Below are 16,097 nucleotides of genomic sequence, written 5' to 3' on the forward strand. Positions count from 1 at the left end.
CGAGGCGGAGTTCCGCGCCTGGCTAAGCGCGCATCCCGCCGCGACCCTGACGGAGCTGGAAATCGAACTGGATCGGCGTCTGCGGGCGGGTCGTGCGCAGATCCTGCGAGAGGCCGTCACGGCCATGCCGAACCCTGCGGGCGTATGTCCCGATTGTGGCCGGCCGCTCGTGGCGCATGGCCAGCATGTGCGGCGCCTGGTGACGCAGGGGGACGAGCCGCTGACCGTGGAGCGGTCGTATCAGCGCTGTCCGGCCTGTGGGGCCGGGCTTTTCCCCCCTGGATGAGACGCTAGGGCTCCTGAGTGGGGTGGCCTTCACGCCGTGGCTCGTTGAGAGCATTGTGCGGCTGGGCACGTTGCTGCCCTTCGCGCAGGCGCCGGAGATCCTGCAGCACTTCACCGGGGTCACGGTCAGCGCCGCCACCGTGCGACGGCTGACGGAGGTGGCCGGCGCGATGCAGGAGCAAGTGGAGCGTGCGGAGGTGGCGCGGCTGGAACGGGAGCTTCCCGCCGCGCCAGCGGGTCCGGCGGTGCAACTGCTCAGCGTTGATGGGGCGATGGCGCCGCTGGTCGGCGGAACCTGGGCCGAGGTCAAGACGCTGGCCATTGGCACGGTCGAGGCCAGGGCGACCGGGGTCCGGACGCAGGAGCTATCCTATTTCTCACGGCTGGCGGATGCGGAGACGTTCACCCGTCTGGCGACGATCGAGACACAGCGCCGGGGGACAGCTTCGGCCCGGACGGTGGTCGCCGTCGTCGATGGGGCGGCCTGGTGCCAGGGGTTCATTGACACGCAGCGATTCGATGCGGTCCGGGTGCTTGACTTCGCCCATGCGCTGGAGCACCTGGGGCAGGTGGCGCACGCCGTCTACGGGGCGGGCACGTCGTCTGCCAGCGAGTGGCTCGGCCAGCAGGCCCAGGCGTTACGCCATGGCGACGAACAGCAGGTGCTCGATCGGCTCGCGACGCTCGGTGAAGCGCCGCACTGCGGGTCGGAGGCGCGGACGCTGATCCAGCAGAACCACGACTATCTGGCCGCGCGGATCGAGCAGATACGCTACGACACCTTTGTCGCGGCGGGGTATCCGATCGGCAGTGGGTGTGTGGAGAGCGCCAACAAGCTGCTGGTCGAGGCCCGGCTGAAGGGGAGTGGGATGCACTGGGCGCGCGCCAACGTCAATCCAATGCTGGCGTTGCGGACACTCGAGTGTAATCAGCGCTGGGAGGAGGGATGGCCGACCCTCTGGCAGGCCTGGCGGCGTGCCGCCCGCGTCCGTGCCAGTCACCGTCGTCAGGCCCGTCGTGCCTCGGGCCAGGCGCCGACACCGGCCGCGTGCGCAGTTCCGCACCCTGCCGTCGACATCGTCGAACGACCCAGCCGACCCAAAACCATCGTCAACGGCAAGCCCACCATCGACCATCCCTGGCGACGATCCTCACCCATCGCCGCCAAACCATGACGCGCACCCGAAACGCCCCGCTCGCTAGCGATCCGGTCGGCGACCCGTTATCATCCTCAGAGTACAAATTCGAGGCTTACGCAGGAGCATCACGTGACGCTGGCCGTCCCGACCGTTGCTGGCCTTGCTGGCAACTGGTTCGTCTGGAAGTACACACGAGTTCACGCCGCCCCGCTGTCCTGAGAAGCGACGCAGGAGGACAGCGGGGATGGCGCGTCCACGGGACCCCATCCCCACGTTAGTGACGTGGGAGCGTTTTTGGCATGCTCGAAACAACAACGGCAGCGCCGCAAGGTGTCGGCTCTGCCTCGATTCGCCGGTTCTACCTCTACCAGCTCGTTACCCGGACCGAATTCACCGGCGGGATCTGGATCCTCTATCTCACCAGCCGCGGCTTTTCGCTGTCGCAGATCGGCCTGGCGGAGTCTGCATTTCACCTGGCGCCGGTGCTGCTGGAGCTGCCGTCGGGATCGTTTGCCGACCTGATCGGCCGGCGCTGGTCGCTGGCGCTCGGCGCGCTGCTGGTGGCGATCTCGGCCGCGCTGATCTTCGTTGCGCCGTCCTTCTGGGTCGTGCTGGTCGCGATGTTCCTCAACGGCACGTCCTACAGCTTCCGCTCCGGCGCGGACCAGGCGTACCTCTATGACGCGCTCGGCGAGCAACGTTCCAGCTATACCGGCATCCTCGGCAAGCTGATCGGCGCGGGATACATCGTCGGAGGCGCGACACTCTGGCTTGGCGCGGCGCTGTCCGACATCTCCTACGCCTGGCCGTATGGGCTCGTGGTTGGCGCGGGACTGGCCGGCGTCTGGCTGGCGGCCGGCCTGGTCGAGCCGCCACGCCGCGCCATCGGCGAGCGCCGTCCGTCGGCAGTCGAGCACATCCGCGATGTCGTCCACGAGTTGCGCCAGCGCCCGCGTGTTGCGGCGATGCTGGCCTTCTCCGGTGGCTTCTGGGCGACGGGAACAGTCGCCTATCTCTACCTCCAGGCGGCCTTCTCCGACCGGGGGATGTCAAACTCGACGATCGGCCTTGTCATCGGCGCGGCGCTGCTGGTCAGCGCGGCCGGCGCGGCAATTGCCGGGCGTGCCGAACGTGTCGGCACGTTCCGCCGGCAGGTCGTCATCCTCGGGTTGCTGTCCGGCCTGGGCGTCGCCGGACTCGCGGTCGGCTCGATCTGGCTGGCCACGGCTGCCTATCTGGCGTCGAACGTCGTTATCGGCTTGCTCGAGCCGCTGATGTACGCCTGGTTCAACCGGCAGATGCCGTCGGAGCAGCGCGCGACGTTGCTCTCGGCCGAGTCGTGGCTCTTCTCGCTGACGATGATCGTGATCTTCCCACTATCCGGCTGGCTTGCCGAGCGCGCGGGCTGGAATGTTCTCTTCCTGCTCTGCGGCGGCGTGATGGTCCTTCTGACGCTCATCGTTGCCGTCGCGGCGCGCGCCGCAACAGGGCGGAGCAGCGATGTAACCTGATCGCCAGTGTCAGGCGCGTCGACCCTCCGTCTCTCCGATCGTGTCTCGCTCGGCAAGCACGTCGAGCGGGACGCTGGCCAGCACGACCGCAGCGGCCGGCCCGCCGAATGTCAGGTCGACTGCCGCCGAGAAGAGAATGTAGGCGTCCTCGGCTGTCAATCCGCGCTCTGCAGTGAGGTAGTGGAACATCTGGTCACAGGCGTGGCGACGGGCGGCTGCGTAGTCGCACTGCTCGGCCAGCCCGATGGTGTAGATCCGTTCCGGCGTCTCGACGCGCGGCATCTGCAGGTCGAGACGCTTCCGCACGCCCAGTCGCACCGTTGCCGCCCCGGCGCACTCTATCGAGACGCTCGTCGCCTCGCCGTCGCCCATGGCGGCGTGCAGGTCGCCGAGCGAGAACAGCCCGCCCCGCACCTGCGCAGGAAAGAGGATCGTGCTGCCCGGCCGGACCTGCTTCAGGTCGTAGTTGCCGGCCCAGGGATAGGGTGGCTGCAGCGTCGACGTCGTGCCGCGCGCCGGGGCCAGCCCGAGGCAGCCGATCATCGGCTCGACTGGCATCGACAGCGCTTCGTTCAGCCAGACGCGCCCATCGCGGATCGGTATCCGGCGCAGCAGCGGATGCTGCATGTTATCCGAGAGGATGCCGAAGCCGGGGATGTTGGCGTTCCAGCCCCAGTCGAGTGGCTCGACCTCCAGGATCTCGACCGACACCGCGTCGCCCGGCTCGACGCCCTCGATATAAACGGGCCCGGTCACTGCGTTGATCAGCCGCACGTCGACGGCATCCACCCAGCCGTCGCCGGCCGCGAACAGCCGCTCGGCCGGCAGGGGCGACGTCTCGAACCGCACCACCTCGCCGGGCCGCACCCGCAACGCCGGCTCGGCATCCGGCCGGAACTCGAATGTGTGTCGCTCCGCGCTGACGATCTTCATGAGCATCATCCTTCGTTTGCGTGCCTGACGGCTCTCGGCCTGATGGTACGATGCCCGCGCGATGCATGCCGGACGGACGAGTGGGGATGAGCGAGCAGGCCGAGGTCGTCATCATCGGCGGTGGGATCATGGGCACGAGCCTGGCGCTCGCGCTGACCCGGTTGGGAGTCCGCGACGTGCTGGTGCTGGAGCGCCACACCGTCGCATCCGGCGCTAGCGGCAAGACCGGCGCGTTGCTGCGCCAACACTACACGAACGTCCCGGAGGCGACCCTCGCCCACCTGTCGCTCCAGACCTTCGCCAACTGGGCCGACGCCGTCGGCGGCGACTGCGGTTTCCGCCGCACAGGCTCGATCGTCACTGTCGCCACCAGCGGCGACGATGCCGTCAACGTCGAGCGGATGCATCGGGTTGTCGCGATGCAGCGCGAGGTTGGCATCCAGTCGGAGGTCATCTCGGCTGACCGGCTGGTCGATCTCCAGCCGTTCGATCGCGCCGACGACATCACTGCCGCGATCTACGAGCGTGACTCCGGCTACGTTGACGCCGTTGCCGCGACACATGGCATGGCCGACGCGGCGATTCGCGGCGGCGCACGGGTTCGCGAGCGCTGCGCCGTCACCGGTCTCCAGAGCGATGGCGGTCGCGTCATGGGCGTCGAGACGACCGACGGACCGGTCTCGGCCGGCGCGGTCGTTTGCGCGGCCGGCGCCTGGTCGGTGCCGCTGCTGGCGGGGATCGGCCTGGCCGTCCCGGTCGAGGCGCAGCGGGTGCAGGTCGTCGTCCTCAACCGGCCTTTGGAGATGCCGGCGGACGGCACGATGACCTACGTCGATACGGCCGCCGGGTTCTTCTGCCGCGACTGGGGGCCGGGCCGCACACTGGCGGGGGTCGGCGGCGGCGAGTTCCACGACATCGTCGACCCGTTCGCATTCGACGAGCGCTCCGAGCCGCGCTTCGGCGAGGTGGTCAAGTCGTACGTCGCGCGCCGGATGCCGGCCATGGCGCGTGCACACGAGCTCTACGGCTACGCCGGCATCTACGACATGACCCCCGACACCCACCCGATCCTCAGCGGCATCGAAGGCCTCGACGGCCTCTACCTCATGCTCGGCTTCAGCGGCGCTGGCTTCAAGAAGGGCCCGGCGATCGGCCAATCGCTGGCCAGCCTCATCGTCCACGGCCGTGGCGACCCGGTGGACCTCACCCGATTCCGCTTCTCGCGCTTCAGCGACGGTACCTGGGAAGAGCCGTGGAGCGAGAACGAGTACAGCTTCTCGACCGACTTCGGGCACAAGTTCTGACGGCGGGCGACCCGCTCAGTCCTTGTAGGGGTCGCGGACGTCGGAGCCGGCCATGACGACGACCAGCGGCCGGAGCCGGTGGAGGATCTCGATCGTGTCACCCTGTTCGGCCAGGACCGCGTCGAGCCTGCGATAGACGTGCGGGCTCTCGTCGACGTCGCCGCCGCGGACGATGACGCCCTTCTTTGAGGTCCACTCGGACATCATCTGCCGCGTGATGGCGCCGCGCTTCCGCTGGTTGCGCTCGCCGGTGCGGCGGTCGGTCCGAACCCTCGAACCCTTGGCCTGCGTTCTGGACATGACCCGGCCGGCGCCATGGACGGTGGAGTAGAGCGCCGACTTCTGCAGGTCGGTGTTCGCCCGCGACCCCTGCAGGATCACCGCGTCGTCGCCCATCGATCCGCCGACGAACCCCTTCTGTCCCGGGAAGGCCGGCGTCGCGCCCTTGCGCACGACGACGAGGTCCCGGCCGAAGTGGCGTTCCCGCCACGCGTAGTTGTGATGGTTGTGGACGGCTAGGCGGGCACGCGCGCCGAGGATGCCCTCGACCACGCGCTCGGCGACCCACTCCCGGCCGGCGTAGGCGTACTGACCGACCATCTCCATCAAGGCCCAGTAGCGCCGGCCCAGGTCGCTATCGAGATCCAGCAGCGCCTCGAGTTCCGGCACCCGCTCGCTCCAGGGCCGGCCGGCCGCCAGCGACATGAAGCCCGAGGCGATGGTGTGCCCCAGGCCGCGGCTGCCGAAGTGGACACCGACCCAGATCGCGTCGTCCTCGTCGGCGAAGACGTCGACGTAGTGGTTTCCCGAGCCGATCGTGCCGATCTGCGCCCGCGCTCGCTCCCGCAGCGGCGCGCGCACGTTGCCGGGGAGCGCGTCCCACGCGGGAGACGCGAAGAGCGGATGGTCCACCGGCCCGTCAGGCGTGGTCCGGCCAATGCCGAACTCCAGCCCGTGCGCGATGTGGTCGGCGATCTCCGCCAGCGCCGACTGCTGGACGTTCTGGCCGAGGACGAGGTCGGTCTGGATCGCCAGGTTCCCGCAGGCGATGTCGAACCCGACCCCGGCGACCGAGACCTGATTATCGTAGGCGGCGACACCGCCGATCGGCATGATGTATCCGAGATGCCCGTCCGCCATCAATGCCGTGTAGACAGCACGGCTGTCGACGTCGGCCAGCTGGGCGAGGGTCTGCTCGTCGTGGTTCCCGAAGATGGCGAGCGTCGTCATCGATAACCTCTCGCGCGGCAGGCGGACCCGGCGCCTTGCCGACTAGTGACTCTCTCCTTTGAGGTCAGTGGCAGGTCGCGGTCCAGACGCTGGTGCCTGGCGGATCTCGCTGATAACCCAGCCGAATGCCTGGCGAAACTTGTCCATGTTGCGATCTGAAGCGAGGACCGTGATCGGGATCGTCGGCCAGAGGTCAATCCGAGACGGGTCCATTGACACCTCGTCGAGTTCGTTGAGCCGTCGAAGAAGCTCCAGTCGCTTCGCATCGTCGCTGAACGCTGGCGTCTTCTTCATATTGCCGAACTCGAATTGCACGCGACCGGTAGTGATGACGGAGAACAGCCAGTTGGTCTGCCCGTCCACTTGAATCGACGGATACATGGAACCCTGTATCCTGCCCTTGCCCCACCATATCCGCGACGCCTTCTCCTCGGCCCAGTCCAGCAGCTCGCGGGTGATGCGTCTCGCTTCCGGACCTGCCTGATTCTCGATCTCCGCCATGAACGATGGTTCGTCCCACTGTCGAGATGGTCCCCTCGACTTACCGCCGGACTTCTGGCTGATCGCCTGCTGCGTTTGGCCGACGACGCGCGGAACGAGTGCTTGCTGTCCCTGCCCGACGTACTGGCGCACCTCGACGGCGAGCACCTCGGCCGGGTTCATCTGCGCGTTGAGAAACTCAACGACGCGCCGGAGCTCGGGCGGGACGATGTCCGCGACGAAGACGAGGCGCACACGCCCGGCTTGCAGGTTCGTCTGTACGAGCTTCCAGAGCTCGTCGGAACCGCCATCAAGGCCGAGAGTGTCGGCGACCACGCTCTCGGGGTCGCGTCCTTCGGTCGAGCATAGGGATTCAAAGCGCGAGCGCAGGCTTTCGACCGGCCAGTAGACGACGGCGTTCGCGGCGTAGTCGAGCATCTGGCCGACGACCTCACGGCGGATGCGGGTGTCGGTGCTGCGCTTGACCTCGATGATGGTCGGGATGCCGTCCTGGTCGACAAAGAGATGGTCGATCGACCATCTGTCAGTTCCGTCCTCGGCGGAGGGCAGGCCCGCCTCGCGGGCAAGGAGCAGCCAGCGGCGAGGAGCCGAGGCGTTCATCTGCTCGCCGCCCAGAAGATCGGGATAGTCGGCGAGGAGCCGCTGGAGGACGTCCTCGCTGTCGTACGACTGTTCGGTCATTGGCACCAGCGTTCCCTCGCCATGGACGAGGTAGATCACCCCACTCATCCGACCTCCGTTCGTCGTGACACTGCCCAGGAGCCAGTATCGGTCGTAGGGGCCGACCGAGCAACGATGCGTGAGCGGGTGGCTTACCCGGCGGGCTTCACCGCGATCACCCGCACGCGGCCGCTGCGGCCCAGCGTCGCGCCCAGCGCGGCCAGCGGCGTGGCGGCCACGATGAGGAGCGGGTGGATGCCGCGGAGGAGCGGTTCGGCGGCTGGCAGGTGGTCGCGGGCGAACAGGCGCAGCGCCCAGGCCCACTCGAGCCCGACCGCCTCGTGGCGAATCTCCGCCATATCGAGGCCGGCGCTGGCGAGTGTGCGCCGCAGCGTCGTGACGCCGAACGTCGTCAGGTGGCGCGGGGCGTCGTAGCCGATCCAGTATGTCCGCAGCAGGCTGGCCTCGACCGACTCGACGCTCGGCAGCCAGAGGATCAGCGCGCCGCCGGGACGCAGCACGCGGGCGACTTCGGCCAGCGTGGCGGCCGGGTCCGGCACGTGCTCGATTGTGTGCGAGAGGATGACGGTGTCGAACGAGGCGTCGGGGAACCGAGCGTCCTCCAGCTCGCCGGTGCGCACGTCGAGGCCGCGACGCCGCGCGATCCGCGCCGCCAACTCGCCCGTCTCGACGCCGGTGACGTGTGCATTCCCGGCCGCGCGGATCGCCAGCAGCAGCTCGCCGGTCGCGCAGCCGACATCGAGCACCCGGCGTGGCGCGGCGAGATAGCGCCGGAGCTGACCGACCGAGCGGCGCTCCAGCCAGCTCTTCGCCCTGCCAGACAGGCCGGCCCGCGCGTGCGGCGTGTAGCCCGGCCCGTAGGCGACGGCCAGCGTTGCCGAGTCCGGCTGTGGGTGCAGCCGGAGCAATCCGCAGCCAGAGCAGCGGACGAGCGGGAAGACGGCGTCGGTCGTCTCGAACATGCGGTCGGTGAGGTCGAGATGGGGCGTACAGTCGGTCGAGCCGCAGACCGGGCAGCGGAACGTCACGTCAGTCATTGGCTGCCCCTACGCGGGTTAAGCATCGGCTGATGGATCGTGGCGCAGGACGCGGCGGATCGAATAGTCGGTCGGCCGGCCGCCTGCGTTGCTGAGGTGCGCGTGATGGGCGATCATCTCGCCCAGCAGACCGAAGACGATGAACTGCGTGCCGACGATGATCAGCAGCACGCCGAGCGTCAGTAACGGCCGATGGCCGATCGGCTGGCCCAGCACTAGCTTGACGAACGCCAGCCAGGCGTCGATCAGGAAGCCCAGCCCGAACGTGATCACGCCAATCAGGCCGAACAGGTGCAGCGGCCGGCGGGTGTACTGCGACAGGAAGAGGACCGTCAGCAGGTCGAAGAAGCCGCGAAAGAAGCGCGACGGGCCGAACTTCGAATGCCCGTAGCGGCGCGGTCGGTGCGGCACGGCGACCTCGGCGACGCGGAAGCCGCGGACGTGCGCCAGCACCGGGATGTAGCGGTGCAGCTCGCCGTAGAGCGTGAGCTCGTCGAGCACCTCGTCGCGATACGCCTTGAAGCCGCAGTTGAAATCGTGCAGCTCGACGCCGGTCATCGAGCGGACGACGCGGTTGAACACCGCTGACGGAAGCGTCTTCGACGGCGGGTCCTGCCGGTCTGCCTTCCAGCCGGAGACGAGGTCGGCCTCGTCGTTGAGGATCGGGGCGAGCAGCGACGGGATCCTGGCTGGCACGTCTTGCAGGTCGGCGTCCAGCGTCACAACTAGCCGGCCGCTCGCGGCGCGAAAGCCGGCCGCCAGCGCGGCAGACTTGCCGAAGTTGCGCCGGAACTGGATCACCTGGACGCGGGGATCGACGTCGAACAGCCCCTGGAGGATGCGCGCCGATCCGTCGGTCGAGCCGTCGTCGACGTAGATGATCTCGGCCGGCCCACTCAGATCGAGCGTCGCCAGTGCGAGGGTGATCTCGGTGTGGAGTTGCGGCAGGCTCTCGACCTCGTTGAGCAACGGCACGACGACGCTTAGCGCCGCGCGCTCGACCGCTGGCGCGATATCCGGTTCGCGATGCTCCGTTGATGCCGGGATGCTCATCGGCGTTCCTCGATCGCCGCTACACGTTAAACAGGAAGTGGGTGATATCGCCATCCTGCATCACGTAGGTCTTGCCCTCCAGCCGAAGCTTGCCGGCCTTGCGCGCCTCGGCCATGCTGCCGGTCGCCATCATGTCGTCGTAGGCGACGATCTCGGCGCGGATGAAGCCGCGGGCGATGTCGGAGTGGATCTCGCTGGCTGCCTCGACAGCGGTCGCGCCGCGTCGGATCGTCCACGCGCGGTCCTCGTCGGGCCCGACGGTGAAGAACGAGATCAGCCCCAGCAGATCGTAGGATAGCCGGATGACGCGATCGAGGCTCGATTCGCTGATGCCGAGGTCTGCCATGAACAGCGCGGCGTCGTCGGCGTCGAGCTGGGCGATCTCCATCTCGATCTGGCCGGCCAGCGCATGGATTTCGACGCCAGGCCGGCCGAACCGCTCGCGCGCGACGGCGACGATCTCATCGGCGGTCGCGCCGAGCTGGTCCTCGCCGACGTTGAACAGCACCAGCGCGGGCTTCTGGGTCAGGAACCCGAAGCCACGCAGCAGTCGCGCGTCTTCCTCGTCCAGCTCGACTTCGCGGATGGGAGTATCGGCTTCCAGCGCCACCTTGCAGCGCAATAGCGCCTCTCGCTCGCGCTCGTGCTGCTCGCGCTCTGTGCCGCGGAGCTTGCCGACTGTCTGGTCGATCCGGACAAGCCGCTTCTCGATGATGCCGAGGTCGGAGAAGGTGAACTCCAGCAGCAGCGTCTCGAGATCACGTAGTGCGTCGACCGTCTCCTCCGGGTGGGGGACGTTGGCATCCTCGAAGGCGCGGACGACGAGGACGAGCGCATTGGCCTGCGCAAGCTGGCCCAGCAACTGCCCGCCCATGCCGGATTCGCCAACGCCCTTGGCCAGGCCGGCCACGTCGAGATACTGCACGTCCGCCGGGACGATGCGCTTGGGGTTGAACAGCGGCGTCAGCGCGTCGAGACGCGGGTCCGGCACCTTGACGGTCGCCAGGTTCGCCTCACTCTCGCCCGACGAGAACCCGCCGGTTTCCGCCTCGGAGCGGGTGAGCGCATTGAATACCGTCGTCTTGCCGCTCTGCGGCAGACCGACAATGACCATCCTCAGCATCGACGCCCGTTCCTCCAGCCAACCCATCGCGCCGTCGCCCGGCGCTCGACCCTGTGTTGTACCGTACCGGGCTGCTTACGGCCAATCGAAGCTGACCGCTACGGCCGGCGGAATCGTCTATTCGTGACGGTCGCGGCCTGTATTCTGCCGGCAGGCGTTGCCCTCACGCCCCGACGATTCGCGCGTACGCCTCCGGATCGGTCGCGCCCTCGGTGACGATGACCAGCGCTGTGGCGTCGGGGGTCGCGCCGAGGAGCGCGCGGTAGCGATCGGCGTCGGGGCCGGTGAGCAGGTCGAGAAGGCCGGCCAGGCCGGCGGCGCCAGTCTCACCCGCGACAACCCCGTCGGCGGCCAGCAGGCGCATCGCCTCGCGGGCGCGCTCGTCGGGGACTGAGACGAAGATGTCGGTGGCGCGAGAGACGATCGGCCAGGCCAGCATCGACGGCGCGCCGCAGTTGAGGCCGGCCATGATCGAATCGTGCGGCCCCGGAACCGAGACGATCTCGCCCGCCTCCATCGAAGCCAGCATCCCGGCGGCGTGGGCTGGCTCGACGCCGACCAGCATCGGGCACGCCCCGCCCGGCCGGCGGTAGTGCGCGACGACGGCCGCCGCCAGCGCCCCGACCCCGATCTGGACGGCGACGACGTTCGGCGCTGGAAGGCCCTCTGCGGCCAGCGCGTCGTCCACCTCCCAGAGGATCGTCGAGTAGCCATCGATAACCCAGCCTGGCACATCCTCGTAGCCGGGCCACGAGGTGTCGGAGATGACAAGGTGCTGGTCGTCGGCATCCTCGGCCGAGCGGGCGACCGCCTCGTCGTAGGTGCCGTGGAAGACGATGACCTCGGCGCCTTCGCTGGCGATCGCGTCGCGGCGGGCCTGCGCCATGTCGTCCGGCACATAGATCCGCGACGACAATCCGAGCAGGGCGGCCATCCGGGCGACGGCCCGTCCGTGGTTGCCGTCCGTCGCGGCAACGAGGGTCAGCGGACCGTGCGGCGCGAGCTGGCCGGCCAGATCATCGAGCGTCTGCCACGCGCCGAACCCGCCGACGCGCTCTGCCAGCGCCCGGTAGGTCGCCCACGACGCGCCGAGGATCTTGAAGGCCGGCAGACCCAACCGGCTGGATTCGTCCTTGACCAGCAGCCGACCGATCCCCAACGCTCTCGCCGCGTCCGGCGCTTCGGCCAGCCGCGATGGCGCGTAGCCGGCCAGCAGCCGGTGGAACGCCATCGGCTCGCGACTCGGCGAGCTGTTGGAATCCGCAACGACACTGGTGTTGACATAGGTCCGTGGCGTCTGCGCGTTCGATGACACTGCTACGCTCCGATTGTGATGTTCGCGGGGCGATAACACGGCGCCGCCTCGCTCTGTCGGCGCTCATATGGTCGCATAGATCGTCAGGCGTGAACCAATCGTGTCGAACACGCAACAGAGTAAATGAGATGGATGATCACGACCTGCTAACCGCCATTGCCGGTGGAGACGACCTGGCCTTGCGGACGCTCTTCGAGCGCCACGCCGGCTGGCTGGCTGCCCGACTTCGCGCACATTTGCCAGCCCATGCCGTTGAGGACGTTCTGCAGGAGACGTTTCTCGCTGTCTGGCGTGGCGCAGGGACGTATCGCGGGGCGGGGCAGGTTGGAGGATGGATGTGGGGCATCGCCGCTCGGCAGGCGGCACTCTGGGCACGCAAGCACAGCCGACCGCTGCCCGATCTGGACCTGCATATGACTGACGACATGGCGGCACAGTCCGCCTTGCGAATAGACCTGCAGCGCGCATTCGCCCGCCTGAATACCGACCATGGCGATCTGGCGCGCATGGTCCTGATCGAGGACCGCTCGACCGCCGACGCCGCGCAGCGCATGGGCATCCCCGAGGGGACGGTCAAGAGTCGGATGCATCGCATCCGCCGCCTGCTGCGTGCCGCACTTGAAGGAGGCTCGTCGTGAGCGACCACGTTCCCCCAGATGTTGATTTCGGGCGCGTCTGGTCCGGGGTTGCGGGAGAGGTCTGGTCGCCGCCGACAAGTGCTGTCGAGCGGGCGATGGCGCGGCTGCTCGGCTCGTCGGCCTTTGCGCGCGTTATCGTGACGACTCCGTCATTGGTCGTCTCATGGCTGCTGGCAAGCGTCGTCGTGCTGGTCGTCGGAACTGTGGTGACGGCCCAGACGGGAGAGCCATGGATCGCCGTGCTCGCGCCTGTGCTGGCCGGCATCGGCATCGCGTTCGCCTACGGCCCCGGCGTCGATCCGGCGTGGGAGCTGAGCCGCTCGATGGCAACCAGCGAGCGGGCGGTGCTGCTCTCACGGGTCGTAGCTGTTTTTGCCGTGAATGCGCTGCTCGGTTTGCTCGCCTCAATCATCGTCGGCGACGCACTGACGCTGACGCTGCAGTGGCTAGTGCCGATGGCGATGCTCTCGGCGCTCGGGCTGGCGGCTGCATCGGCCAGCGGATCCGCGCCGGTCGGCGCGGCGGCTGTCGTGCTCGGCTGGGCGCTGATTGTCCTTGGTGGGTCGGTCTCCCTCGGCGGCATGGCTGCCGTCCAGGATGCACGGCTCATGCCGTTCTACAGCGCGTTGGCGGTGGTGCTGGCTTGCGTGGCGCTGGCGCTCCCAAATCGAAAGGCTACGGGATGGTAACGAACACGACGCCAAGCGTCGCCGCGCGCGGCCTGACGCAACGAATCGGCCGCACGACGATCCTGAACGGGATCGACCTGCAGATCTCCGGCGGTGTCGTCGGCCTGCTCGGCCCGAATGGCGCTGGCAAGACGACGCTGTTGCGGACATTGGCCACCGTGCTGTCGCCGGCGAGCGGTGAGCTGCAGCTCCTCGGCCACGACCCGCGTCGATCAAGCGAGCGGACCGCGATCCGTCGCCGGCTCGGCTATCTCCCGCAGCACCTCGGCTACTATCCCGGTTTCACCGTCTTCGAGTTCGTTGAGTACTTCGCGCTGCTCAAGGAGATGCCGGCCGATGAGGTTCGTCCGGCGGTCGCGCGGGCGATCGAGCGGGTCGGGCTGGCGGACCGGGCGAAGTCGAAGCTGAAGACGCTCTCCGGCGGCATGCTCCGGCGGGTTGGCATCGCTCAGGCGCTCGTCAACGATCCCGACCTGCTGCTGCTTGACGAGCCGACCGCCGGCCTCGACCCCGAACAGCGCGTTCTCTTTCGCGCCCTGCTACGGGATGCCGGCCAGCATGCCACGGTCATCATCAGCACCCACCTTATCGAGGACGTCGCCGCCGCCTGTACCGCTATGGCGTTGCTGGACGGTGGACGGATCGTCTTTCGTGGCACGCCCGACGAGCTCAGCCAGCTCGGCGACGGTGGCATCGGCGATTCGGCGCTGGAGCGTGGCTATACACGCGTGCTGACAGGAGCGCGCGGATGACTACGCTGCGACTCGTCGCCATCGAGGCGCGCCACAACGCGGCGCTGCTGCTCGTCCCGGTGATCCTGCTTGGCGCGTGGTACCTGATCGATGCGCAACTCTGGGAGCCGTATCTCTGGTCGAGCACGAACGAACTATTACGGAAATCGGTTGTCCCGCTGGCGGGGCCGGCCATCGCTGGCGCGGCGGCCTGGATGGCGGGCAATGACCGTCGCCGGGCCATCACCGATCTGCTCTCGACGACGCCACATCCGACACTCTCCCGACACCTGACCCGCTGGTTCGCGACGGCCGTCTGGGCGTTGCTGGCCTACGTCGTCGTTGCGGTCTACATGTTCTCCCGAACGACGCCGCACGCGACGTGGGGCGGGCCGGAGTTCTGGTCCGTTGCCATCGCGGAAGTCGCGTTGCTCGCCTTCGCAGCCTGGGGCTATCTGGCCGGCTACCTGTCGGCCTCGCGCTTCACCGCGCCGATCGTCGCGGTCGTCGCCTTCAGCGGGCAGATGTTCGTCGCGAACAGTATGGCGGCCATGGGCGATGGCACGCAGCGCTCGACCTGGCCAACGTTGCTCGCCGTCAGCAACGTCACCGAGCGGTCCGCGCCGTGGCAGGCGCTCCTCTATGCCGGCCTGACGTTCACCGCTATCGCCGCGCTCTGGCTGGCGCAGCGGCGCGATCTGGTCCGTGGTGCGCTGCTGGCGCTCGCGATCGTGCCGGTCGTCGGTACCGTGGTCATGATCTGGGCCGGCGTGCCGCGCTGGGATTACGCGAACAATCGCCTGGTCGACGGTTGGGGTAACACGATCGCGGCCGAGGAATACACAGCGCCGGAGCCGGTTTGTCGTGGCGACGACATCGTCGTCTGCGCCCATCCGCAGTACCAGCCGTGGCTGGACGATGCGGTCGTTCAGGCTGAGGCACTGGCCGCACCGCTGCGCGGCCTCGCCACATTCCCAAGTACTATGGAATGCCGCAACACCGGCTTCCGAATGAGTCGCGATCTCGGATCGTCGATCGACGTCAGTAATTGCGCCGACCAGCTGGTTGCCGATCCGGGAACGCTCAGTCGTGACGGCGTACCGCAAAACGACGCGCAGCTTGCGATCCGGGCCTGGCTCCTGCGGCGAATGGACTTCTTTTCGATGTGCGACGTGCCGAGCTATGTTGGTCAGGGCGCCACAGTTGCAGGCGCCTGCGACGCTGCCGACCGGTTCGCCGCGCTCCCCGAATCGGAGCAGCACGCCTGGCTCGGCACGCACTACGCCGACCTGCGCGCCGGCACGCTGTCGCTGGCCGACTTGCCGTGAGGCTGGCGATCCTGTTCTTGCGCGCGCGGTTGACTTGCGTTGCGCTGACATGGTTCGCCGCCGCGGCAGCGCTAACCTGGGTCTGGCTCACGCGCTTCGATGCGCTGCCGGTCGGGCTGGCGCTCGTGACGCTGCCGTTGCTGCCGGCCGTCGTCGTCGGCGCAGTAGCACGCTCGCCGTTCGGCGAGGCCGAGGAGACCGCCAGCCGGCCGATGCCGGTCTATTGCGCGCTCCACATCCTCGGTCTGACGATAGCCGCGGCGGTCCTGCTCGTCACGGTCGCCACCGCCGTCGATGCCGCCGACCTCCGCCTGGCGCTGGCGCGGACGCTCGTCGGCTTCGTCGGCCTCGCGCTGCTCGGTGGGAGGGCGATCGGCAGTCGCGTGGCGTGGCTCACGCCGCTCGCCTATGCCGCGCTGGTGCTCTACCTCGACCCCGCCAGTCGCTGGGCGTGGCCCATACAGATGCCAGTTGAGGGCTGGTCGGTGGTCTGCGCGATGGCGCTTATGGCGGCGGGGCTGTTCGCCGTCACGAGGCCAGCGGCGCGCGATCGATTCGACGAACAGTAGGCCGCCGGTCGAATCGGTCGCGCGCCATCA

16 protein-coding genes are annotated in these 16,097 nt (G+C 68.3%); 8 read left to right on the forward strand and 8 right to left on the reverse strand.

The window, feature by feature from the left end:
- Positions 1-22: 22 nt before the first annotated feature.
- Positions 23-187 carry a hypothetical protein gene (locus V9F06_14425; GenBank protein ID MEI2618806.1) on the reverse strand — a complete coding sequence of 55 codons (165 nt, stop codon included), beginning with the start codon at positions 185-187 and terminating at the stop codon, positions 23-25.
- Positions 188-257: 70 nt separating this feature from the next.
- Between V9F06_14425 and V9F06_14430 the strand changes: the two genes are divergently transcribed.
- The gene (locus V9F06_14430; GenBank protein MEI2618807.1) at positions 258-1,460 is read left to right on the forward strand and encodes an ISKra4 family transposase; all 1,203 of its coding nucleotides are present in this window, start codon (positions 258-260) and stop codon (positions 1,458-1,460) included.
- Positions 1,461-1,723: 263 nt separating this feature from the next.
- Positions 1,724-2,935: an MFS transporter gene (locus tag V9F06_14435; protein ID MEI2618808.1), complete on the forward strand. Its 1,212-nt coding sequence runs from the start codon at positions 1,724-1,726 to the stop codon at positions 2,933-2,935.
- Positions 2,936-2,944: 9 nt separating this feature from the next.
- On the opposite strand, the gene V9F06_14440 is transcribed toward V9F06_14435, so the two are convergent.
- Positions 2,945-3,868, reverse strand: coding sequence for an acetamidase/formamidase family protein (locus V9F06_14440; GenBank protein ID MEI2618809.1), 924 nt, complete (start codon positions 3,866-3,868; stop codon positions 2,945-2,947).
- An 86-nt stretch (positions 3,869-3,954) separates the two neighbouring features.
- Between V9F06_14440 and V9F06_14445 the strand changes: the two genes are divergently transcribed.
- Positions 3,955-5,172 (forward strand): FAD-dependent oxidoreductase, encoded by a 1,218-nt coding sequence (locus V9F06_14445; GenBank protein MEI2618810.1) that lies wholly within the window; start codon positions 3,955-3,957, stop codon positions 5,170-5,172.
- Between the two features lie 15 nt (positions 5,173-5,187).
- Here the strand turns inward: V9F06_14445 and V9F06_14450 are convergent, their stop codons facing one another.
- The 6 genes from V9F06_14450 to V9F06_14475 form a co-directional block, all read right to left on the reverse strand.
- Positions 5,188-6,402, reverse strand: coding sequence for an RtcB family protein (locus V9F06_14450; protein MEI2618811.1), 1,215 nt, complete (start codon positions 6,400-6,402; stop codon positions 5,188-5,190).
- 42 nt (positions 6,403-6,444) lie between these two features.
- Positions 6,445-7,632 carry a hypothetical protein gene (locus tag V9F06_14455; protein ID MEI2618812.1) on the reverse strand — a complete coding sequence of 396 codons (1,188 nt, stop codon included), beginning with the start codon at positions 7,630-7,632 and terminating at the stop codon, positions 6,445-6,447.
- A gap of 83 nt (positions 7,633-7,715) precedes the next feature.
- Positions 7,716-8,621, reverse strand: coding sequence for a class I SAM-dependent methyltransferase (locus tag V9F06_14460; GenBank protein MEI2618813.1), 906 nt, complete (start codon positions 8,619-8,621; stop codon positions 7,716-7,718).
- An 18-nt stretch (positions 8,622-8,639) separates the two neighbouring features.
- A complete protein-coding gene (locus tag V9F06_14465; protein ID MEI2618814.1) occupies positions 8,640-9,674 on the reverse strand; it encodes a glycosyltransferase family 2 protein in 1,035 nt (344 codons plus the stop codon).
- Positions 9,675-9,693: 19 nt separating this feature from the next.
- On the reverse strand, positions 9,694-10,797 hold the full coding sequence (gene ychF, locus V9F06_14470) for a redox-regulated ATPase YchF (protein MEI2618815.1): 1,104 nt from the start codon (positions 10,795-10,797) through the stop codon (positions 9,694-9,696).
- A 163-nt stretch (positions 10,798-10,960) separates the two neighbouring features.
- Complete coding sequence (locus tag V9F06_14475) at positions 10,961-12,112, reverse strand: diaminopropionate ammonia-lyase (GenBank protein ID MEI2618816.1); 1,152 nt, start codon at positions 12,110-12,112, stop codon at positions 10,961-10,963.
- A gap of 128 nt (positions 12,113-12,240) precedes the next feature.
- Between V9F06_14475 and V9F06_14480 the strand changes: the two genes are divergently transcribed.
- Genes V9F06_14480 through V9F06_14500 form a run of 5 tightly spaced genes read left to right on the forward strand, consistent with a single transcriptional unit; the run spans position 12,241 to position 16,067 of the window.
- Entirely contained in the window at positions 12,241-12,750 is a 510-nt protein-coding gene (locus V9F06_14480; GenBank protein MEI2618817.1) for an RNA polymerase sigma factor, read from the forward strand.
- Positions 12,747-13,439 carry a hypothetical protein gene (locus tag V9F06_14485; protein MEI2618818.1) on the forward strand — a complete coding sequence of 231 codons (693 nt, stop codon included), beginning with the start codon at positions 12,747-12,749 and terminating at the stop codon, positions 13,437-13,439. Before V9F06_14480 ends, V9F06_14485 begins: the two co-directional genes overlap by 4 nt.
- The gene (locus V9F06_14490) at positions 13,433-14,191 is read left to right on the forward strand and encodes an ABC transporter ATP-binding protein (GenBank protein MEI2618819.1); all 759 of its coding nucleotides are present in this window, start codon (positions 13,433-13,435) and stop codon (positions 14,189-14,191) included. Before V9F06_14485 ends, V9F06_14490 begins: the two co-directional genes overlap by 7 nt.
- Positions 14,188-15,498, forward strand: coding sequence for a hypothetical protein (locus tag V9F06_14495; GenBank protein ID MEI2618820.1), 1,311 nt, complete (start codon positions 14,188-14,190; stop codon positions 15,496-15,498). Before V9F06_14490 ends, V9F06_14495 begins: the two co-directional genes overlap by 4 nt.
- Complete coding sequence (locus tag V9F06_14500; protein MEI2618821.1) at positions 15,495-16,067, forward strand: hypothetical protein; 573 nt, start codon at positions 15,495-15,497, stop codon at positions 16,065-16,067. Before V9F06_14495 ends, V9F06_14500 begins: the two co-directional genes overlap by 4 nt.
- Positions 16,068-16,097: the final 30 nt, after the last annotated feature.

The organism is Thermomicrobiales bacterium, assembly GCA_037045155.1.
In the GTDB taxonomy this organism is placed as follows: Bacteria; Chloroflexota; Chloroflexia; order Thermomicrobiales; family CFX8; genus JAMLIA01.